Origin of the sequence: Rhodococcus sp. IEGM 1366 (assembly GCF_033142425.1) — a bacterium.
In the GTDB taxonomy this organism is placed as follows: Bacteria; Actinomycetota; Actinomycetes; order Mycobacteriales; family Mycobacteriaceae; genus Rhodococcus_F; species Rhodococcus_F globerula.
The window spans coordinates 1-21,395 of record NZ_JAWLRZ010000016.1 but is presented as its reverse complement, the minus strand read 5'-3'; the positions used below and the strand labels follow the sequence as shown (position 1 = coordinate 21,395).

Sequence of the window (21,395 nt, the reverse complement as noted above, 5' to 3'; positions counted from 1 at the left end):
AAACACCCATCACCGAACGCCTGCGCCGCGAACGGCCCGAAACGAACAGCCGTATCTACCACGCCCGCATACCGTTCCGACCCGGGCCGCTTAACAGCCGCTGTACAGGGCGTCATCGACGTAGTCGCGGGGCATATGAAACCGGCTGGGATGCGAACGTGGCGGACCCGTTGGCTCAACCACTGCGCGCACATCAGTTCGTGTGCCAGGCTCACACGATGGTCAGGTATCAACGATTCACCCCGCCCCGCGCCAAAGAGCTGGGTGCAATCGCGTAAAATCCGAGACTGCTAGCCCAAGTGGATGGGGTGACTGTGGGCTGTTGGCACGTTTCAGGACCCCGTGTCATATCTGGGCTGTCGAGGAGTTGCCCGGCGGAATCTTGGACAAGGTCGACAAGTCGATACTCAGGAAATGGGCGTCCGATCTGCTTGCTGCTTCGTAAGCGTACTCGCGGTTACCGTAGCAACCGGGCAAAAGCGGCTCCGCCCAAACGTCGTTCCGACAGGGTCTTGAATTCTCCTCTCGAACTGGTTAATTCGTATTTCATGGGAGACCCGCGGCGCACCAATGGAACCACTGCTTACGCCGTTACGTGGCGGGCCCGACATCCCGTCCGCGGTCGACGCACCCGCCCCCTGGCGGAGATACGATCTGTCATAGGGGCTCGAACCCGACTCAGAGGCGTTGGGTGATGGTGAGCACGCCCAGTCCGGCAAGGGATCCGTTCGAGCGGTGACGTCCCACCGCGGCGCTTGGCCGAGAACTCCAACCCGTTGTCGAACAGGACACGCACGGGTAGTCCGTAGCGGCGAACGCCTGCTCGATAGCCGTCGAGTATTTGCAGACGCAGGATCCGGTACACCGTCGATCGGAAGGGAACGGACCGACGCCGAGGGTTTCGAGGTGCCAGGAGATGCTCTGCGGGACGTTGTCGAGTGCAGCGTCGTCGAGTTCCTTACGAGCTCGAATGACTACCTCGCACATCGTCACCGAGGTGCGGTTCGGCGACGATGCCGACTGGTGGAGCGGCGGGTGAAACCTTCCGCTCCTTCGGATTTGAAGCGAGTGACGTACTTGTAGAACGTGGTTCGTGCGGGGTGGTGTGTTCGGCAGAACTCGGTGACGTTGACGTTGTCACGAACCTTGCGCCGCCCTCGAACTAAATGTGACGAAACCTTGGATGACATTGTTCCAGAGCATTCCTCGGATACATGCATAGCTGTCTGAGGTTTCGACCATTGCCCGCCCAACATATGAAACTCAGCGGAACACTGCGGCGTAAAGGTCAGCCGCGCAACAGATTCCACACCGACTGAATCAGCACAGGGGTACTTTCAGGTTTACCGCGTCATCGCCATTCGGTGCAGCAATGTCATCGGCAGAGTGAGCGAAATGCCAAGCCGCGCAATCATCTACATTGAGGTCCTCGGGAGCTGAGATCGAGGTGCGTGGGCCGCATGTCGCGATTGGCGACCTCGGTGATTTGACCACGGAGGATGCCGCTGGCCATGTTCGCATCAGTGGTCGCACAATCGACATGATCATCGTCGACGGCTCCAACGCTTCCCTGCCATGATCGAGCGTGCGTTGCTCACCCGTCCAACGATCAGTCAGATGGCTGCGACGGCAGTGCGCGACGGCAGACTCTCCGAGGTACTGGCGGAGCCCCGGGCCAAACGCACCTGGACGATGGCGCCGTACCTGGCATCATCGTCCACCATCAACTACCAGGAAGTCACCCAAAATCCATTGGGTCCGATAGGAGTACTCCCGGGAGTGGTCTCCGCAACGCTTTTATCGACTCATTACTAAGATATCATCATTGCAATGATAGCATCGCGCGTATGGAAAAGATTGAGGTCTGCCCGACAAGCATTAGTGAGCAACGGGACACCGACTCGCTTGCCGATTTGATCGCCGGGCTCAGCCAGGACAACAGCCAGCTTGTTGTTGTTTCTGCTGCCGAGCGTCTGACCCTGGGGGAATTGAAGAGTCGGGTCGCCGACTTTGCAGAGAAACTGCGAGCCGCCGGAGTTACATCCGGATCACCGGTAGCTACCGTGGTAGACAAATCCGCCGACACGTTCGTCTCGATGTTCGCCACGTGGTCCGCCGGAGGCGTCTATGTCCCCATCAATGGTCGCTATACAGCTACAGAGCTTGCGGCGTTTCTCGCCGAGACTCCGGTGGCACTCACTATCGCCTCGCCTCAAGCTCGTGAACGCCTCGAAATTCACACCCCCCTAGTCGAATTCGACATGGAAAAGCGGATCTCACACGTGGTGAAACCCGCCGCGCCGGGACACTTCCGCTACGAGCCTGACGTGGCGTTGGCGCTGCGAACCTCAGGTACGACCGGCCCCCCGAAATCCGTATTGCTGCGACATTCGGGCACCATCGGCGCAATCGATTCCAGCCTGAGAAAGCTTCGGCGCAATTCGTCACGACCGCAGAGCTTCACACCGCGCCCAATACGGATGAACATGATCCCGACGTCTCTCGCCCTCTGGGCAGGGATCTACAATGCAGCGTTTGCCCTGCGCGCCGGATTCGGCGTGGTCATGCTGGACAAGTTCTCGGTCGAGGCCTTTGTTGCCGCCGTCCACGAATTCGACATCAAGTCGACAGTACTGGCGCCGGCGATGATCACGATGCTGGCCGACGACGACAGCATCAATGATCTCGGTCCGCTGAACCTGGTACGGTCAATCACCGCCCCGCTCTCCCCGGAAATCGCCCGCAAGTTTCACAGGAAGTTCGGCGTATTCGTTCTCAATTCCTATGGGCAAACCGAACTCGGTGGCGAGGTTGTGGGCTGGACCGCCTTGGATGTGCGCACCTTCGGACTCACCAAACTCGGTGCCGCGGGCCGCGCCTACGACGATGTAGACGTCCGAATCACCGACATTGACGGCGATGAACTCCCACACGGTTGCTATGGCGAAATCCACGTCAACTCACCATTCCGCATGCGCGACTACGTGGCTTCCGCGGACATCGATGACAGCCGGTTCGTCGACGGGTACCTACGAACGGGCGATATGGGCATGATCGATTCCGACGGCTTCATCTGGATCCAGGGACGAGTGAGCGACATGATCAACCGAGGTGGCCTGAAGATTTTCCCCGACGAGGTGGAGGAAGTTCTTCGCGAGCACCCGGCCGTACGCGATGCGGCTGTCGCCGGCATTCCCGATCGCAGACTAGGTGAGGTTCCGCATGCCTGGATCATCACCGATGACGCAGTCGTCTTGGACGAACTCTCAGACTGGTGCCGCAGCAAGCTGGTCCCCTACAAGGTGCCTACAGACTTTACCCTCGTCGAGCAATTCCCCCGAAATGAGATCGGCAAGGTACTGCGCCGAGACCTGATAGGTAGCCTCACACACGATGAGGATACGTAACCGGCCTAGAACCTTTCTACTGCTTGCGAACTCGCTGATGAACAACAAGTGCCGTCAGAGGAACGCCACCGAAATAGGTGGAGGCGCATTGCCGTAGCGGCGAGCGATCGCACGCCATTGGTCGAGACACCCAAACCGCGTTCGAGGGTAGAACTGCTGCACGATCAGGTGACAGGTTCGGTCACGCAGCCTGAGTGGCTGGTGGTCACGACCGTCTCGTATTCGACAGGGGTCAATTTGCCGAGCCGGGTCGAGCATCGACAATGGTGCGCTACATCGGTTCGATCCAGGTCACGATCGCGATCCAGAGTTCGTCGCAAGTGGCCAGGGTCGGCGGTCGAGGACCCTTCCTTCAAGAACACGGAAAACGATTCCATCGCAGCGTTGTCGCCCCCGCACCGACGTGCCTCTACGCCCGCACCGATAATCACCGGCCGCCCCGGGTCGAACCCGTAGCGCAGGCCACTCGGGAACTTGCCACGCTCGTTCGCGCACGAACCTCGCTGGCCAGGCACGCACGGCGTCCTCGAACCAGTTGTGGGCCATCTCGTCCGAGCACTGGCCCGGCGCGGCGAGGGTGTTTCTTAAGCTGACATCCCAAGTCGCACTGGCATTCTTGGCCGACTATCCCACCCCACAGTCGGCAGCACTTCTCGGCGAAGGCCGGATGCGTCAGTTCTGCCGTCGGCACAGCTACCGGGGTGGCAAGTCTGCAGCCGAACTCGTCGGACGGCTCCGGGCAGCGCCCGCCGCCGTGGACCCCATCGCGCCGAAGGTACTTGAAGCGATCGTTCGTGGATCCATCGCCCCGATCACCCTGCTCAACACCGAAATCGCCCGTCTCGAGCATGAACTTGAGGAACACCTGGCTGCCCATCCCAAAACTGTTCTGCTCGAGTCTCTTCCACGCGTCGCCAATGTCAGCATCGCGGCGTTCATCGCAGGGATCGGGCCGGTGCTCGAGCGATGCGACAACCCCGCACAGGTCGCCGCCCTGTGCGGGGCCGCACCGGTCACCGGGGCCTCGGGAAAATCCGCACCGTCGGCTTCCGCAACACCGCCAACAAGCCGGCACTCGTCGCCATTACCGTCTTCGCCGGCAACTCTCGACACAGTTCGGCGTGGGCCGGCGACTGCTACCGGCGTGCCCGCTCGCGGGGTGCCCGGCACCCACACGCGGTACGGATACTCGCCCGCGGATGGGTCCGGGTGATTTGGGCCTGCTGGGCCACCGACACCGATTAGGCCCTTCCCGGCACCGCGGCGAACAACTGCTTGTCACCGCGACTTGACCACGAGAGCTCGAATGTCATTTGTCGAATTACCTGTGGCGCATCATGATCGCCGACGAACAACGCCAGCGCACGTCACCCAATACAACGACCGCCTGACCTCCGGAAACTCCTCGTTTTCCCAAAGGGTTGACATATAGAGAGGCGCCCTGTCTGTAGGTGGACATCGGGTCGGATGTGTTTTCCACACATTGCCCGGCGGTGGCGTGCGCGTGGAGGCGGTCGTAGATGACATAGTAGTCGGGTTCGCAGAATCTGAACATGACCTGCCGTATGTATGGCAACACGGAGGCGCCTCGATAGTCCTGGGCTATGTCCGGCGGCTGCCCGTCTGTGAGGCATAGCACCTCCCGTTGCCTGGAACGGCACGATCGACCTCGTGAGGTTCGTCACCCCCAGGGTCGCCGTGCCGGAACCCGCAGGATTTCACGAGAATTGTCATGCAAGTCGATTGACCTTTTTCGCAGACTACCGGAATCGCGGCTGGGGTGATCGGCGGTCTGCGGATGTCTCGTCGGGCTGGCATGGATCGCCACAAAGGACCCTCCGGTCCCCGGGAAATTGGTGACTGAAGGCTGTATGGAATTCACCCGGGCCGCTTACTCCCGGTCGCATCTGACAACGGATCGATTTCGACATGTCGATCCGAGGTCTTCCTCATGCAGAATGTCATCAGATTTCTGTGAGCTTCAGGTTCAAGGTGCCAGTGATCACGTGAACGGAGGATGTCGAGTACGCGGCCGTAGAATACGGCTGGGTCAGCTCGAACTCTCGAAAGATGTACTCGTCGCCACCTCCGGACGGTGCCCAGCGAAGCGCGATGCCGAGCATTTCCGAAACAGTCTGTGTTTCAGCCGGTTCGGTGTGACAAGAATCTGTCATAGCAGGAGTTCGCTGGTGAAATGGCCGTCTTCGAGCAGCTGGCGCACCGTGGTGAGGTACCGGGCGGCGTCCGAACCGTCGACGATGCGGTGATCGTAGGAGAGCGACAGGAAGATCATTGATCGGACCTGTATCTCGAAGCTCCCGTCCTCACCGGTTGTGGGAACGAGCCGCTCGACGACGGCCCCCAATCCGAGAATCGCCGATTGCGGTTGGTTGATGATCGGGGTGTCGAACAAGGCGCCGCGGCTGCCTGTATTCGTGATGGTGAAGGTCCCACCACTCAGCCCGTCGGGCTGAATTGTTCCCGCACGTACACTGTCTGCGACATCGTGGATGGACCGGGCCAGATCGGGAATCCCCAACGTTGTGGCGTCGCGAATCACCGGAACCATCAAGCCCTTCTCGCTGTCAACCGCGAGTCCGAGGTGAACGGCACCGTGATAGGTGACCTCCGTGCATTCGGCGTTGAGCGACGAGTTGATCACGGGGTGTTCGACAAGTGCTTTGACGGCGGCAGAAACCAGAAAGGGCAAGTACGACAGTTTTGTTCCGGTCCGTGTGACAAATGCAGCCTTTTCCTGATCACGCAGACGGGCCACATCAGTGATGTCAGCTTCGACCACGGTGGTCAACTGGGCTGATGTATTAAGAGATTCGAGCATGCGGCGTGCGATCGTGCGACGGATCCGCGGAAGCTTTTCCACTCGGTCGTTCGGAACAAGTGATGAGTTCACGACTGAGTCCGGTGAGCTGGATGGATGGGTATGCGTTGCGCTCATTGGTGTCCTTGCTTACTGAATTCGATTGGGACGCTGGTGTGCAGAGGGTGCGCTCAGCTGACGTCGAGTAGTGCAGCGCCGAGGCCTTGGGGGTTGAATATATTTTCTACTGTGATGGCCTTTTGAATATCCTCTATGGTCGGGATGTACTCGAGAGTTTTGTTCGGATCGGGCTTGACCGCTACCGACTCTAGTTATATTATATACAACATATAGATGGGAGTGAGCCATGACAGAGAGTCTTATCGCTCGGCCGGAAGTCCTGGACGAGCAAGTTGCGGTTATTCCGCCGATCATCGACGTCGATGCACACGTCGTCGAGCCGCCAGATCTGTGGAGCAGTCGGTTGCCGGCACGTTTTCGTGATGCAGGTCCGCGGATTGTCAACGCACCTGCCGGTGAAGTCCAGCTGGTCGACGGAAAGTATGTCGAGACACCCGGGACGGAAGGTCCGGACGTCGCATGGTGGGTGTACGAGAACACTCAGAATCAGATCAAGCGCTATGTTGCGGCCGCCGGCGTGCCTGCCGATGAGGTGACTAACGAAGGAATCAACTTCTCGGACATGCGTCCGGGATGCTGGATTCCGAGCGAGCGCCTGGCCGACATGGACCTCAACGGTGTCCAGGCACAGATGTGCTTCCCCAACTATGTGCGATTCTGCGGTCAGATCTTTCTGTGGGGACAGGACCGTGAGCTGGCCAAACTGAGTGTCGAGGCCTACAACGACTGGATGGTCGAAGAGTGGTGCGGATCTAGTGGGGGGCGGCTGATTCCGCTGTGCCTGGTGCCGCTGTGGGATGTAAATCTTGCCGTCGCAGAGGTGCGCCGTAACGCGGCCCGTGGCGTGCGTGCAGTTGCCTTCAGTGAGTTGCCTGCCTATCTCAATCTCCCTAGTCTTCATTCCGGTTACTGGGACCCGTTCTTTGCGGCGTGCCAAGAGACCGGGACTGTTGTGTCGATGCACATCGGATCCGGTACCAAGACTCCTCAGACATCGGCAGACGCGCCCGGTGCGGTAGGTGCCACGATCATTTTCGGCAACAGTGTTGCCAGCTTGACCGACTTCCTGTTTTCCGGTGTTCTGCATCGATTCCCGGACTTGAAACTGCTCTACGCAGAGGCGCAGATCGGATGGATCCCCTACCTCCTGGCGCGTGTCGATGACGTATGGGAAACGCACCGCGGCTGGGCAGATGGACAGCTGAACTGCCCGGAGCCGCCGTCGACCTATTACTACCGTCAGGTCTCTAGCTGCTTCTTCAAAGACCCTGTTGGCGTTGATCTTCTGGACAAAATCGGCGTGGACAATGTTCTCTTCGAGACCGATTATCCGCACCAGGACGGAACGTGGCCGTACTCACGAGAGTCTGCAGCTCTGCAGTTCGGTCACCTGGAGCAACCGGTCATCAACAAGATCGCTCGCGGAAATGCGATCGAGCTCCTCGGTTTGACCTTGCCTGACTGACGTCGAAGCGCTCGGTCGGCGGTCGGATACAGCGCTCACTGCTGGGCAGCGAGTGTACTCGGGCGACCGCAGTCGGTCCGCCGTCAACCGGATGATGGGGAAGTTCGTCCTGTCGCCCGGTTGGCGGCGGAGATCGTCACCGGGCGCTTTGTTGATGTATCCGATCGACCTGTGAGGTGGAATTGCGTGACTGGCATGTTCGTCGACCGTTCCGGCGGCGTCCTGAGAGTGACATTGAATGCGCCGGAGAGGCGAAACGCGGTCGACACCGCACAGGTCAACGACTTGGCAGATCTTCTTGCTGACGATGCGGACTTGCGCGTTGCCGTAGTGGCGGGTAGCGGCGGTGCATTTTGTGCGGGAGCGAGGTTGTCCGCGGCCGGACCCAACCCTGGGTTCCTTTCGGCAGCGCGAAGGCTCATCACCACCATGACATCGTCTCCCTACCCCATTGTGGCAGCGGTCGACGGTGCTGTCGCGGGTTTCGGATGTTCGCTTGCGCTGGCCGCGGACATCACGGTGGCGTCTGGGCGTTCGACGTTTCTCCAGGCCTTCGTGAAGGTAGGCCTGATGCCCGATGGCGGTGCCAACGAGCTCCTCGCGGCCTCCGTCGGTCGGACGCGAGCACTGCAGCTGGCGATGAGTGGAGAAAAGCTGTCGGCTGAAGATGCCTACCGCATGGGGCTGATCAGCAAGTGTGTTCCCGACCACGAGTTTGAATCGGCAGTCGGCCAGACGGTGGACCTATTGGCGCATGGCCCCACGTTGGCGCTTTCGAATATGAAGGCCGCGATCAATGGGGCCAGCCTTCCGAACCTCAACCGCACGTTGGACTTTGAGGATGCCGAACAGGCGCGGTTGCTGGCATCGCAGGACTACAAGGAGGGCGTTGCGGCCTTCCGTGAAAAGCGTCAACCGAGGTTCGAGGGACTGTGACGGAGCAAAGACGAAAAGAGAACGGGATGAGTCTAAAAGGGCGCACGATCGTGATGTCGGGCGGAAGCCGTGGCATTGGGGAGGCAATCGCGGTCAAACTTGCGCGCGACGGCGCCAACGTGGCACTGCTGGCAAAAACAGCAGAACCCCATCCGAAGCTGCCGGGCACCATCTTCACTGCGGCAAAAGCGATCGAAGAAGCCGGCGGCGTCGCGCTGCCGTTGGTGGGTGATATCCGCGACGACGACTTCGTGGCGTCGGCGGTGGCGAAGGTGGCCGCAGAATTCGGTGGTATCGACGTAGTGATCAACAACGCCAGCGCGATCGATCTGTCACGTACCGAAGATCTGTCGATGAAAAAGTTCGATCTGATGAACAACATAAACGCGCGCGGCACCTTCCTTCTCTCGAAGCTGTGCATCCCGCATCTCCGCAAGTCAGTCAACCCGCACATTCTCTCGCTGTCGCCACCGCTGCAGACCGAACCCAGATGGCACGGGAAGTTTACCGGCTACACGATGTCGAAGTTCGGTATGAGCCTGGTGACCCTCGGTTTGGCGGAAGAGTTGCGGGAGGACGGGATCGGGGTCAATTCCCTGTGGCCGCGCACCACGATCTTCACCGCGGCGACGCGTTTCGTCGGACGAGCCGACGATACCTCCTCGCGGACCGTCGACATCATGGCCGACGCGGCCTACGTGATCTTGACTCAGCCCGGGAAAGACCTTACCGGCCAGTTCCTTATGGATGACGAGGTGCTCGCAGGCACCGGTGTATCCGATTTGTCGGTGTATCTGCCGGAGGGCGGAAGAGATGCCGATCTCAAGCTCGATCTGTGGGCGGAACCAACTGCCACGATTCGCTGAGAGCCGTCGTCAGTGCGCCAGCCTGAGAAGTGCACGGGCGTCGGGCAATATGTCCGCCCGTAGGTGAGATCTCTACCGAAACAGGTTGAGAGACAATGTGTTCAATAGTCACGACTGCCGGCAATTGCGGCGCACTCTCGTGTAACGGCGTCGGTCAATGGCGATTCGTCAGGTGTGCACGCGGTCAGCGAATCCTATAATATATAGTCTAAAAAATAAGAGGGAGGCTGATCGGTGGTCAGTAATTCGAGCGGCAATACGTTGTTGGCCGGGCTGAGGGTAGTCGAGTGCTCAATGCTCGGGCCGGCAGCGGTATCGACCCCATTGGCAGACCTTGGTGCGGAGGTGATCAAGGTCGAGATGCCGACCGGGGACTACGTGCGCAACATGAGCTGGCCGATCATCGAGGGCAAATCCTTGCTGCATCTGCACGTCAATCGGGGAAAGCGCAGTGTCGTGATCGACCTCAAGAACATAGAAGGCAAAAAGACCTTCCTCGAACTGGTTGCCGGCGCGGATGTGGTGGTCGAAGCCATGCGTCCCGGAGGCCTCGAGCGACGAGGGCTGGGTTACGAAAAGCTACGTGAGGTCAACCCGCGGATCGTCATGCTGAGCATCACCGGATACGGACTGACTGGGCCTTATCGCGATCTGCCCAGCCATGGAATCGCCTACGATGCCTGGGCGGGCGCTGTTTCTCCCGAGACGAACGCGGACGGACTGCCCTCCATTCCAAACCATACGTCGATCGGGATCACAGCGGGACCCCTGTTTGGAACCGCAGCGATACTGGCGGGGGTCGTAAACGCTCAAAAGACTGGCAGCGGATGCTATCTCGAAATTGCGCAGTCGGATGCAGCTGCGGCTTTCGACTGGCTGCGGAGCGAGACCTACCGCTCGTATCGACGTCCAGAGTCGGAGGTGACGGGCAATCCGACCGATGACTATGCGCGCCGCCCACCAGGTACTTCCGGCATGGCGGATGGCGTCCGCTATCAGTTCTATGCCTCGAGCAACGGACACGTCTTGTTCATGGCGTCCGAGCAGAAGTTCTGGAAGAACTTCTGCCTGGCGATCGGGAGACAGGACTTGTTCGAGTCCAAACCAGGAGAGATCTATGCCGATCATGCGAGGGGCGACACCGCCCTTCGTAGTGAATTGGCCAAAATATTCGGACAGCGGACATCCGCGGAATGGGTCGAGTTGGGCCTCGAGCATGATGTCCCCATCGGCCCGGTCAACACTCCTGAGAACATCTCGGCGGATCCACAGTTCGCTGATCGTATGGGCTGGCAGCCATCGGAGACACTCATAGCGGAGCAGTTGCCCTTCCCCGTCCGGGTGGTGGGGCAGCAGCCTCCGGCGGCGTCGACTCCGGCACCGGAACTCGGTGAGCACACCGACGAAGTCCTGAGTGAGGTGCTTGGCTACGGCCCCGATCGCATTGCAGCACTGCGTAAATCGGGCGCATTCGGACCGGAGTAAAGGTGCGAGGACCGACCCTGGCAAATTGCACGATCAGATCTGATTTGGTTAAGAAATCACTCACATCCACCGGCGGCTGCTGAGGCTTCGGCGGATGTGTACATCAGGAGGCAAATATGAGCGACCTGCTTAAAGACAAAGTCGCGATCGTCACTGGATCAGCTCATGGCATCGGACGAGGACACGCACTCGAGCTGGCTCGCCACGGAGCCAAGGTCATCGTGAACGATCTGGGTACTTCGGTGCACGGCGAAGGCACCGGGCACGATGCCGACGAGGTTGTTGCGCTGATCGAGAAGAATGGCGGCATCGCCATTGCGGACTACTCCGATATTGCGGACGAAGACCAGGTTCAACAGCTGTTCGATCGTGCGACACAAGAATTCGGTCGCGTGGATGTGGTCGTCAACAACGCCGGAATTGTGCGGGACAGAGCCATATGGAACATGTCTGTGAGCGATTTCGATTCTGTGATGCGCGTCCATGTTCGGGGAACATGGTTGATGACTCATGTCGCTGCAACAAAATGGCGCGAACGCGCCAAGGCCGGCGAATCGTTCACGGGCCGGATCATCAACACAACGTCGGGTGCAGGCCTCAGCGGGAACTTCGGGCAATCGAACTATGCCACCGCCAAGGCTGCGATCGTAGGGCTCACCCTGACAACAAGTCTGGAGCTTCTCGGTCTCGGAGTCACGGTCAATGCCATCGGCCCAGGAGGAATGACACGTTTGACCGCGACCTCGCCGGTGGGGGAGCAGGCCTTCGAGCCCGATGACCTCAAGCCTGATGAGTACCACCCTATGGATCCGGCAGGAAGCTCTCCGCTGGTCGCATGGCTCGCGAGCGACCAGGCGCAACTGGTCACGGGGCAAGTGATCCGCGCTATTCATGACAAGATACATCTTATGGGTGGCTGGTACGAGAAGGATTCGGTGTCCAGCAACGAAACCCGTTGGGATGCAAACACCCTCGGCGTGAAGCTCGCCACCGACATCTTCCACACCAGGGCACCAGGACTGCGCTGAGTCTTGGGTAGGGTGCTCGATCCCTCGATCAGCCCAGGGCGCTGCAATGCGCGATCGGAGAACGAATGTACTTCACCTTTACGCATCCGATGCACAAGCATCCGTATAACCCTGAGTTGGTCACGGGTTCGGGTATAGGCGCGGTCGCCGTGGCGGCCGAAGCGGCGGGGATGAACGGCATCGGATTCACCGATCATCCCGCGCCGAGCCAGCGTTGGCTCGACAGCGGTGGCCATGATGCGGTCGATCCCTTTGTTGCGATGGGATTTGTCGCGTCCCAGACCCAGACGTTGCGTCTTATTCCGAATCTCATTGTGTTGCCGTATCGCAATCCGTTTGTCGTGGCGAAATCTGCGGCAACGTTGGACCGGTTGTCCGATGGTCGGTTCACTCTCTCCGTCGGTGTGGGGTATCTCAGACGAGAGTTCGACGCGTTAGGCGTGGACTTCGACGAACGAGCGCACTTGTTCGAAGAAGCCCTGGAAGTCATCCGGGGAATCTGGTCATCCGACGAATACTCCTACCCAGGACGGCATTTCACGGCGAGCGGAATCACCTCGCACCCACGGCCGGTGACCAAACCACATCCGCCTATCTGGATCGGCGGGAACTCGGCGGCCGCGCGTGCGCGAGTCGCTCGCCACGGCAATGGTTGGTCTCCATTCCCGGCGCCGCCCGCATTAGCTCAGGCTGCTCGGACATCAGTGCTCGACACCACCGGTTTGAGGGCTGGAATCGACGATCTCCGCCGCAGGTTGGACAATATGGGCCGAGATTCAACGGACATCGACATCTCGTTCCGAAACGTCGCCGGCGGTAATCCTGGTGACGCCGATTTCAATGCCGACGCCTATTTGAGTGGGCTCGAGGACCTTGCGGCACTGGGTGTTACGTGGGTTCAGGTTGACCTTCCAGGGGATGGTCTCACGCACCTCCTCGACACCATCGAAAGTTTTGGGCAGTCCGTCATCCAGGCCCAATGACCTTCGGATATTTGGGGTTCTCGGCTTGACTCCGACTCGATCGGCGCGGATCGGGATGTCCGAATAGGGATGGGTACGCCACGTCGCGCGCACCCATCCTTGGGCCCGTCGTTAGGAAGTTGCCTTCTCGGCCGTGTATCGCAACAGCATCTCAGCGACACAGGCAGGCTTGTCCTGGCCTTCGATCTCCCACTTGAAGGAGATCCCAACCTGCACTCCGCTCGGTACATCAACAACGGAGGCAAGGGTGGCACCCAAGCGGATTTTGCTGTTCACCGGTACGAAAGACGGAAACCGGATCTTCTCGTACCCGTAGTTCACGCCCATCGTCATCCCGTCGATTCGATAGACGGTGTGGGCGAGTTGCGGTCCGAGTGCCAAAGTCAGCAATCCGTGGGCGATGGTGGATCCGAACGGGCCGTCGGCTGCCCGCACGGGATCGACATGGATCCATTGATGGTCGCCCGTGAGATCGGCGAAGCGGTCGATTTCATCCTGTGTCACCGTATGGTATTCGCTGTAGCCGAGAAACTCTCCGATCGATGCCCGGAGTTCGTTGAACCCGTTGATGATTCTCATTGTCGTTCCAGCTTTCTTCTGATGCGGTCTGTTGGTCGGTGGTGTCCGAAAAGAGCCGGTGGCGATTTCCTCTCCACAGTCGTCGCGGCGAGGAAATCGAACCGTAATATACAGTATATTATCACTCGCTCCACTCGTCATTGGCGGTCCAGCTTCTGTGGGGCCTTCGAGCACCTCGACTACCTTTAAGTCCCCGGCGGCGTAAATCGCGGCGCAGCGACCCCGCGCAGACGGCGTCGTTGGAAGTCTGACGGGCAAGGGCGTCGACGGTGTGCGAGTCTGACCGCGGCTGTGGTGTAGCGGGTGAAACGGTCGTTTCATCGGTGCCACCGCTTCTTATTGCCTCGGTGCGTCGTAGACGACGACGTTCCGCGAGATTTGATGTGAATCATCATGTGGCTCACAGTGGTACGTAGCGCTCGGCACGTGTCGCCGACACGTTCAGTCGCACATCTGCTTCGTCAGGCCGGGGCGGCCGGTTGTATTGGCTGACTTCCGCTCATATTCCGGAAAGGATTCGGTTGTGGGCTCTGTTTATGTGAACGAGGTTCCGTTCACATCGCCCGTGCAGGCACGTTCTCGAATCCCTGCCGGTTGGGCCGACGCAGACTCCCTTATTTCAAGAGGTGGTTTTCGATATTTCGTGGCCTATGTTCGCCCCGGTGTTCGAAGGTATCTCCCAAGCTGACGATCCGCCATGAGCGGCGCCTCGTGGACATCATGAGGCAAGCGCTGCAATTGGCCGACAATGGTGGGTACGAGGCGGTCAAGATGCGGGATCTTGCCGCTGGCGGAGTGGCGCTCGGTACGATCTATCGCTTCTTCGCCTCTCGTGACTTCCTGGTCTGCCGCGCAACGAGTGCTTGGATCCACTGGGCGGCAGTGCGCAGTCTGCCTCGTGGTGGGAGCCGGGACTTTCGTCGCAGGTCGGCCTACCAGTTCGAACGTCTGGCTGCACAGTGGGCCGCGCACGCCAGGGGTGGAGGCATGGGTGAGAGCCGCGACGAGTGATGACCCGCTTGTGCAAGAACTTCAGGCCAATCACGATACGTCACTGTCCGCCATGCTCCGATGGAAGAACTCGATCCTGGCTACGCGGCAGCACTTCGTGCACAGATCGAGGTGCACGCATTCGGCGGAATGATCCGGTGGGTTTCACGGGCAGCGTTCCATCGAGGACTTGAAATCAGACTTCGCGGATCTACTGGCGCTCGTGTTCGACGGGCCGGTGTACAGAGAGCAAGGCTGAGTTCTGCTTACGAGATCCTCACTCCTGCTGACGCATTCGATGACGTTCTGTGTATATTAGGCCGAACTGCAGATTCGATATCCTTGTGCAGGGTGGGTACTGATGATCACATTGCGGGGCCGCCAAAGCGGTACGCGGCCGATCCGGGCAACGCTCGGCATATCATCGATCGAATCGTTTTACGATCGAACTTGCGGTATTCATACTTATTTCCGATGCCATCCCCGAGTTGATGCCTAGATTCTTGGGGTCGCGTAGCCGGTCGAAGTTCAACTTCACTGCTTCGGCGTTGTAGGGGCTCCCGTCGGTGAACATCAACCCGTCACGAATTGTGAGCTCGAAAGTGGCGCCGTTGTCGGTGGTGTTCAGGGCCTCCGCCATCGACAGTTGCAGCGCACCCGTGATCGCGTCACTGGTGAACAGGGTGCCGAAGATCGCGTTGGCCAGCACAGAGTTGGCGTTGCCCTGGTTCATCAACTGCACGGTGTCGATGGTGCGAGGTTCTGCAGTGCTATCGCGGATGGTGGGCTTTGCCTTTGGTGATCAGGAAGTCGTCGAGCTCGGGGGTTATGGTCCATGCGTAGTAGTCTTCGGCTTCCCACGGGGCATTGACCTGCATCCGCCCGAATTCGTTGACATAGTAGTTCTTTTCGCGTGAGCGCTCGTCGGTGATTATCACGAGTTCGGCTGCTGTTTCCTGGAGCCGCTGGTTGTATGCGTCGTAGACGTCCTCGCGAACTTCGACCTCGCTCAGGCCCTGCTCGATCATAGGTATCAGGAGTTTGGCGATGTAGCTTGCCCAGATCTCGAACCAGGTCGGTAGTGTGGCTCCACCGGAGATCGGTTGCGAGTTCGGTCCGTACAGCATGAATAGGTTGGGGAAGTCGGGGACGGTCATTCCCAGGTATGCCTGTGCGCCCGCCTCGGCCCACCGCTCATGCAATCCGACGCCGCTGCGCCCGCGGTAGTCGACGGGCCACAGGTACTTGTGGGCATCGAAGCCGATTGCTGCGATCACGAGGTCAATCGGATGCTCGACCCCGTCGTCGGTGAGGATCCCATTTTCTGTGAACCGCACGATGGGTTCGGTCACGAGGTCGACGTTGTCGCGGGTGAGTGCCTCGTACCATTTGTTGTCGACCACTGGCCTGCGCGCCATCGGGGCGTAGTCCGGGATCAGTTTCGCGATCAGATCCGGGCGATCGCCTACCTGCTCTTTGATGTACGCGACGAGCCCGTCTCGAACCTTGTCGGTCCGTTCGTTTATTTGCCCGCCTTGGGCGACCCATTCTGGATCGGTCAGGTACATCTCGCGGGCGTCGAATAGCGGCATGACCGCAACGTAGCGGCTCCAATTCCAGTAGTAAGGCATGGCTTCGAGCAGCCACGCGGCTTCGTCAGTCAGCGGATCACCGTATTTTTCGCGAGGACTGATCCACTGCGGGGTGCGCTGGTAGACGTCGACGTGGTCGGCGGATTTGGCGACCTTGCCGAGTAACTGGACCCCCGTGGAGCCGTTCCCGATAACGGCCACTCGTTTGCCTTCGGCAGTGTGTTGGGGCCCCCACTCTGTGGTATGCAGGACTTCTCCGTCGAAATCTTCGACGCCGTCGAAGTTGAGCTTTCGCGAGTTCGCGAACAATCCCACTGCGCTGACGACGATGGCGGCCTTGATATCGCGCTCGGTGCCGTCGTCAGAGCGCACTCGAACGTGCCATGACGAACTGTCCTCGTCGAAACGCGCGCTGACGACGTCCTGACCGAAGCGGGTGTGTTCGAGGACTCCGTACTTGCGGGCAACGTGTTCGAGGTAGCTGCGGACCTCGTGTTGCCTGGCGAAGTACTCCGTCCACGGGTAGCACTTCTCGAAGCTGAATTGATATGTCGCCGTGAGCGTGTCGACTCGCACGTCCGGGTATTTGTTGATGCTCCAAACCCCGCCTATCTCGTGACGTCGCTCGAGCAGGACAAAGGGGATGCCCAGTTGGCCGAGTTGAACACCCATCGCCACCCCGCCGAAGCCGCCGCCGATGACGAGCACCTCGAAACCTTCAGGCAACTCTGGACGCTCGCCGTTCCAACGCGCACAATGTGGGAGTTCCTCGAACGACAGCAAGGTTCTGCGCATGCGCAGCAAACGCTCGTCGACAGGATGGCTTTCGGCCATCTCGATCAGTCCGTCGAGTTCTGCATCAGTCGGGACTCGAAGCTCGAGGTCCCCGGCGTCACGAAGCAAGAATCGGACTGCCTTGTCGCGCAGAACACTCAGATGCGGTTCGGCAATCGTCAGCTTGGTTGCTTGCCCTCCGCGGATTGTTTGCTGTTCGAGCGGTATCTCTGCAATCTCGTGGTCGCCTGTTGCTTGATAGAGTGCCATTCGCAACGCATTGACATCAGCCTGCTCCACGGCTCTCTTAACGAATGCCTCGTCCACTTCTTCGTCCCTTCCGGCGGGGTGTGAACCACATCGCCCGCGATTGACTGCTTGAGTTCCGGCGCTTGGATCCAGACATCTGCTCAGTGAAATCTGGCCGACTGCCTGGTTGGTGATTCAGTCCTCGAAGCCAGCGCTGCAAACGATGTACAAGCCGCCGAGGACTTCTGAGCGTGTGTAAACGAATTGCCCTGATGCGAAACGGAAGTAAACCTTTTGTATCACAAAGTGTCCCGGATCACGCTTGAGTAATCAAGGGGCACGCCACGCTGCCAGCGAGGGTACCGCCAGCTCGTATACGCAGGCTGAAATACATGAAAGTATTTGGCTAGCAGGCGAATAGAGGAACCTCGGAAGCTGACGTCAAGCAGGCGGAGCTCGGCCGCGCAATGGCTCCAGTTGCGCCGAGAGAGGGGTGACGTCGTAGGCCGCGAGAAGATCGCAAAGGACTCGATACACACAAGGAGTAATTCACCGGAAGTGCGCTGTGGACACGAGATGGTTTGTTGCCTGCAGAGTTCGAATCTATCGCGAATTGGTGCGGCCATTGTCAATGCATCTGACTCACGGCGTGGTCTCTCGACATAGCCACCAAATCCTGCCGAGGTCGATGTCGACCTCAATTGTCCGCCGGTTGGACACTGCAAGAGTATGTTCCGATGATTCGTCGGGCGGCCCACTCATCCGGTTTCGATGTTCGAATCGAACAGTTCATGGAGATTCTCTATCATGTAGCTGATTGCTTCTTTCGAAGACGGTGTTGACGGATACGCAAGATTCCAGATGTGCGGCATCCCCTTGTGGATTTTCAGTCGGACGTCAGTCCCGGCGGCAGCCGCGGTCTGAGCCAATAGCACCCCGTCGCCGTACAGAACCTCTGCATCGCTGACCTGGACGACCAATCTTGGCTGATTCGACCAACTTCCGAGCACTGGAGAAGCCAGCGGATCGGTGGCGGGGTGTCCCGCCAGATAGCTTTCGGCAGCTTCGATCGCCTGAGTCAATGAGAATAGATCGTCGGTTGCACTGTTCTCGGAGTAGGTCTCGGCAGTATTGCGGAGGTCTGCCCATGGTGAGAACAGGAATGCTCCAGCAGGACTCGATATCTCGAGGTCCCGGAGTCGCAATAGTAGTGCGGCCGCCAGGCCGCCTCCGGCAGAGTCACCCCATAATGCGATGCGGTCAGGGCGGATCTGCTCAGTGATCCACTGATAGGCAACCAAGGCGTCATCCACTGCTGCCGGGAATGGGCTGACCGTGGATAACCGATAACCCACGGAGAAGATCTGCATCTGACACGCCAAGGCAATTCGGCCGACGCTCTCGGCGAAGTGCTGCGGCGACCCTTTTCGATATCCGCCACCGTGGAAGTGGATCAGGGCCCGGTCACTTTTGGCTTCGGCAGGGGTGATTCGCAGGATGGGCACGCCGGCGGCGTCAAGGAGGTCGAAGACGACCCTCGTCCGAGAGTCAGTCGTAGAAATGTCGGCTTCGGTCATCGTTTAACCTCTTGTCTATTGCTTTCGTGAAGTGGATAGCGTGTATCCGTGTGGCTTCCGTTGAAGCGGTCACGCGATCTGTTCCAGCCGGGGGTTGGTGTGCGGCCACCGATCTGCCTCGTCAGCAGTTGTGCCGATGCGGAGACAGGTTGTGCTGCGGCGGGGATTTCACTGCCACGGAGTCGTCCGATATGGGCCATGGTGAGGCTGAAGACGACTCGGCCGTCGGGGTCGAAGACCGGAGCTGCGATATTCCCGACGATGTAATCGGAATTCGCGTCGAACTCGCGGACCGCGAAGTTGTCCTGGCGTTCGAAGAACTGCTGAAGAAAGGCTTCACGAACTCGCGGATCGTTCGGGCGTTCCGCCAGTTCCCGTGTCACATCGGGGCGAGTAGCGCTGAGGATCTCGATGCCGATCGAGTAACCCCGCTGTTTGACGATCGGACCATGAGACTTTATGTAGTCGGCCACGCGTTTCTGTAGGTCGCTTGGAATGGTCGCGATCCAATCCTCCAGCTCGGCCGGCGGCATCCATGCCATGAAAGGTTGGCCGAGCGGGGGCAAGAGAGGTACCCGCTGTCCAGGTGCGAGTTCGACCGGGAAGCCGGTCGGTTTGCCTTCGACGGCAATGCACAAGACGTCCTTGCCGACCAAGACGGTTCCGGAACATTCGTGGCCGGTGACCGCCGCCAGATTGATCATCTCGGCGCGGGCCAGCTCTATGACCGGGTGAGCAACGGATGCTGCGTGCCCGGCGGCCGCCACCGCCGGGCCGAGTGTGTATGTCTTGTGACGAGGGTGCCGACTGACATAGCCTCCCTCGGCCATCACCTGGAGGATCGCGAACATCGATCCGGGGCTGATCTTCAATGCTCTGGCCAGTTCACTGAGCGTAAATGTGCCGCGCTCGTTGACGGACAGGTAATCCAGCACTTGAAGTGCGCGTCGCGCCGAGGTGGACATCCCACTCCTCACTTGTCGAAAGATGTTGACGTCAACTTTCGCCTAGGCTAGCTTAACGCGTGTATTAGAGACAATGTTTTTTATATTCTGAAAACATTTCATCGATTCGTTTGTCAAAGAAGCGGCCTAAATTCGCCCTGCATGCGCGGCTGAAGGCATTTCGTTCGGAACCTCAGTATCGCAAACCAAGTGCAGCTACACACCGAAAGAAGGACCTGATGTCTGGTATCTCGTCGTCGCCCGATCTCGTCACTGGGATCACTGACACCTTTTTGGTCACTGACAAAGTTGCGCTGATCACGGGCGGCGGCAGTGGTATCGGCCAGGAGACGGCGATCGTGCTCGCCGCCGCCGGTGCGCGGGTGATCGCCACCGACATCGACAGCGCTGGTTTGGACGTGACACGTTCTCTGGCAAAGGAATCGGGGCTGGTCATCGACACACGGATCCTGGATGTCTCTGACCCGGAGGCAGTGTCCGCGGCGGTCGACAACGTCATGGTCGAGCACGGAAAACTCGACGTGCTAGTCAATGCGGCCGGAATCCTCATCACACGTAGCGCGCTCGACGTCACGCCGGACGAGCTCGAAAGAGTGCTCCGTATCAACTTGGGCGGCACTTTCTTCGCATGCCAGGCGGCTGGTCGGGCCATGAAAGCCGATGGCCGAATAGTAAATCTCGCCTCGGCGATCATCGACACCGCAAGCCCTGGCCGCGGCACGTACGGAATCTCCAAGGGTGGAGTCGTGCAAGTGACGCGTACCTTTGCACTCGAACTCGGCCCCGCAGGTATTCGTGTCAACGCGATTGCGCCAGGTTGGGTCGAGACAGGGATGACAAGGCAACACTGGACAGCCCCTGACGGCACCATCGATGAAGATAAGCGCACGAAGTACATCGCAAAGATGCAAGGCATCTCACCCATGGCGACTGTGGGGACATCTCGGGATATCGCGATGGGGGTGCTGTGGCTGGTGTCTGGGGCCGGGTCATTCGTGACTGGTCAGGTGATCCGGATCAACGGTGGAGCATTCATGGCATGACTTGTTTCAACGGTCACCAGTTGCGCAACCGAAAGAGAATCACGAGCCGATCCGCGATCAGCACAATGGTCGAGCGAACCAGCAGATTCACGGTGCTGCTGCACCTGCCGCGCAAGGCGGATACGGAACAATACCACCCGTGAAGTACGGGCCGGCACTTTCCGGCTACGAGTCGGAGGCTGTCCGTGATGCTCTGACCACGGCATTGTCGCCTCTATCGGAGCATCTCGCCGATCGTTGACCTGGGTCTGGGGGAAGGGCATGGCCCGACACGCGGACCTCACTGTTGCCGCCGGAATAGCGTCTACTTCTGCGATTCTTACAGTCCGTGGCCGCGCGGGACGAATGAAAATATCAATGATCTTCTGGAGTGGACCCCAAAAGTTGGACTCTTAATGGAACCTTATGCGATGGCGGGTGTTTGGGCGCGGTACTCGTCGGGGCTGAGGTAGCCGAGTCGCTGTTGAATGCGGGTGGTGTTCCACCATCGCAGGTAG

General features: G+C 59.3%; 19 protein-coding genes and 1 pseudogene. 12 read left to right on the top strand and 8 right to left on the bottom strand.

From position 1 onward, the window contains the following. Nucleotides 1–678: 678 nt before the first annotated feature. Entirely contained in the window at nucleotides 679–993 is a 315-nt protein-coding gene (locus R4P64_RS31170) for a hypothetical protein (protein WP_317824083.1), read from the bottom strand. 427 nt (nucleotides 994–1,420) lie between these two features. Between R4P64_RS31170 and R4P64_RS31165 the strand changes: the two genes are divergently transcribed. The 4 genes from R4P64_RS31165 (at nucleotide 1,421) to R4P64_RS31150 (ending at nucleotide 4,620) form a co-directional block, all read left to right on the top strand. Next, nucleotides 1,421–1,579, top strand: a complete 159-nt coding sequence (locus tag R4P64_RS31165) for a hypothetical protein (RefSeq protein ID WP_317824082.1) — start codon at nucleotides 1,421–1,423, stop codon at nucleotides 1,577–1,579. Nucleotides 1,580–1,617: 38 nt separating this feature from the next. Further along, nucleotides 1,618–1,815 (top strand): hypothetical protein, encoded by a 198-nt coding sequence (locus tag R4P64_RS31160; RefSeq protein ID WP_317824081.1) that lies wholly within the window; start codon nucleotides 1,618–1,620, stop codon nucleotides 1,813–1,815. A gap of 32 nt (nucleotides 1,816–1,847) precedes the next feature. Then, nucleotides 1,848–3,407, top strand: a complete 1,560-nt coding sequence (locus R4P64_RS31155) for a class I adenylate-forming enzyme family protein (protein WP_317824080.1) — start codon at nucleotides 1,848–1,850, stop codon at nucleotides 3,405–3,407. A gap of 616 nt (nucleotides 3,408–4,023) precedes the next feature. Continuing rightward, complete coding sequence (locus R4P64_RS31150) at nucleotides 4,024–4,620, top strand: transposase (protein ID WP_317824079.1); 597 nt, start codon at nucleotides 4,024–4,026, stop codon at nucleotides 4,618–4,620. 957 nt (nucleotides 4,621–5,577) lie between these two features. Here R4P64_RS31150 and R4P64_RS31145 read toward each other — a convergent pair. After that, nucleotides 5,578–6,357: pseudogene (locus tag R4P64_RS31145) on the bottom strand (2-oxo acid dehydrogenase subunit E2); the annotation flags it as partial. A gap of 235 nt (nucleotides 6,358–6,592) precedes the next feature. Here R4P64_RS31145 and R4P64_RS31140 point away from each other — a divergent pair. The 6 genes from R4P64_RS31140 (at nucleotide 6,593) to R4P64_RS31115 (ending at nucleotide 13,129) form a co-directional block, all read left to right on the top strand. Next, on the top strand, nucleotides 6,593–7,831 hold the full coding sequence (locus tag R4P64_RS31140; RefSeq protein ID WP_317824078.1) for an amidohydrolase family protein: 1,239 nt from the start codon (nucleotides 6,593–6,595) through the stop codon (nucleotides 7,829–7,831). Between the two features lie 195 nt (nucleotides 7,832–8,026). Then, a complete protein-coding gene (locus tag R4P64_RS31135) occupies nucleotides 8,027–8,767 on the top strand; it encodes an enoyl-CoA hydratase/isomerase family protein (protein WP_317824162.1) in 741 nt (246 codons plus the stop codon). Between the two features lie 26 nt (nucleotides 8,768–8,793). Then, entirely contained in the window at nucleotides 8,794–9,633 is an 840-nt protein-coding gene (locus tag R4P64_RS31130) for an NAD(P)-dependent oxidoreductase (protein ID WP_317824077.1), read from the top strand. Nucleotides 9,634–9,867: 234 nt separating this feature from the next. Continuing rightward, on the top strand, nucleotides 9,868–11,118 hold the full coding sequence (locus R4P64_RS31125) for a CoA transferase (RefSeq protein ID WP_317824075.1): 1,251 nt from the start codon (nucleotides 9,868–9,870) through the stop codon (nucleotides 11,116–11,118). A gap of 116 nt (nucleotides 11,119–11,234) precedes the next feature. Beyond that, on the top strand, nucleotides 11,235–12,146 hold the full coding sequence (locus R4P64_RS31120; protein ID WP_317824074.1) for an SDR family NAD(P)-dependent oxidoreductase: 912 nt from the start codon (nucleotides 11,235–11,237) through the stop codon (nucleotides 12,144–12,146). Between the two features lie 65 nt (nucleotides 12,147–12,211). Next, a complete protein-coding gene (locus R4P64_RS31115) occupies nucleotides 12,212–13,129 on the top strand; it encodes an LLM class F420-dependent oxidoreductase (protein ID WP_317824073.1) in 918 nt (305 codons plus the stop codon). Between the two features lie 111 nt (nucleotides 13,130–13,240). Here the strand turns inward: R4P64_RS31115 and R4P64_RS31110 are convergent, their stop codons facing one another. Then, complete coding sequence (locus R4P64_RS31110; RefSeq protein WP_317824072.1) at nucleotides 13,241–13,708, bottom strand: MaoC family dehydratase; 468 nt, start codon at nucleotides 13,706–13,708, stop codon at nucleotides 13,241–13,243. Nucleotides 13,709–14,428: 720 nt separating this feature from the next. Between R4P64_RS31110 and R4P64_RS31105 the strand changes: the two genes are divergently transcribed. Further along, on the top strand, nucleotides 14,429–14,719 hold the full coding sequence (locus R4P64_RS31105) for a TetR family transcriptional regulator (protein ID WP_317824161.1): 291 nt from the start codon (nucleotides 14,429–14,431) through the stop codon (nucleotides 14,717–14,719). Between the two features lie 400 nt (nucleotides 14,720–15,119). Here the strand turns inward: R4P64_RS31105 and R4P64_RS31100 are convergent, their stop codons facing one another. The 4 genes from R4P64_RS31100 to R4P64_RS31085 form a co-directional block, all read right to left on the bottom strand. Continuing rightward, nucleotides 15,120–15,431, bottom strand: coding sequence for an ABC transporter substrate-binding protein (locus R4P64_RS31100; protein WP_317824160.1), 312 nt, complete (start codon nucleotides 15,429–15,431; stop codon nucleotides 15,120–15,122). A gap of 37 nt (nucleotides 15,432–15,468) precedes the next feature. After that, nucleotides 15,469–17,334, bottom strand: coding sequence for an NAD(P)/FAD-dependent oxidoreductase (locus tag R4P64_RS31095; protein ID WP_317824071.1), 1,866 nt, complete (start codon nucleotides 17,332–17,334; stop codon nucleotides 15,469–15,471). Between the two features lie 737 nt (nucleotides 17,335–18,071). Then, nucleotides 18,072–18,890 carry an alpha/beta hydrolase fold domain-containing protein gene (locus R4P64_RS31090; RefSeq protein WP_317824070.1) on the bottom strand — a complete coding sequence of 273 codons (819 nt, stop codon included), beginning with the start codon at nucleotides 18,888–18,890 and terminating at the stop codon, nucleotides 18,072–18,074. Then, on the bottom strand, nucleotides 18,887–19,855 hold the full coding sequence (locus R4P64_RS31085) for an IclR family transcriptional regulator (protein WP_317824068.1): 969 nt from the start codon (nucleotides 19,853–19,855) through the stop codon (nucleotides 18,887–18,889). The genes R4P64_RS31090 and R4P64_RS31085 overlap by 4 nt, the downstream gene beginning before the upstream one ends. Nucleotides 19,856–20,073: 218 nt before the next feature. Between R4P64_RS31085 and R4P64_RS31080 the strand changes: the two genes are divergently transcribed. Then, nucleotides 20,074–20,898: an SDR family oxidoreductase gene (locus R4P64_RS31080; RefSeq protein WP_317824067.1), complete on the top strand. Its 825-nt coding sequence runs from the start codon at nucleotides 20,074–20,076 to the stop codon at nucleotides 20,896–20,898. Between the two features lie 403 nt (nucleotides 20,899–21,301). Here the strand turns inward: R4P64_RS31080 and R4P64_RS34140 are convergent, their stop codons facing one another. Next, the gene (locus tag R4P64_RS34140; RefSeq protein ID WP_411742747.1) at nucleotides 21,302–21,391 is read right to left on the bottom strand and encodes an IS3 family transposase; all 90 of its coding nucleotides are present in this window, start codon (nucleotides 21,389–21,391) and stop codon (nucleotides 21,302–21,304) included. Nucleotides 21,392–21,395 lie beyond the last annotated feature (4 nt).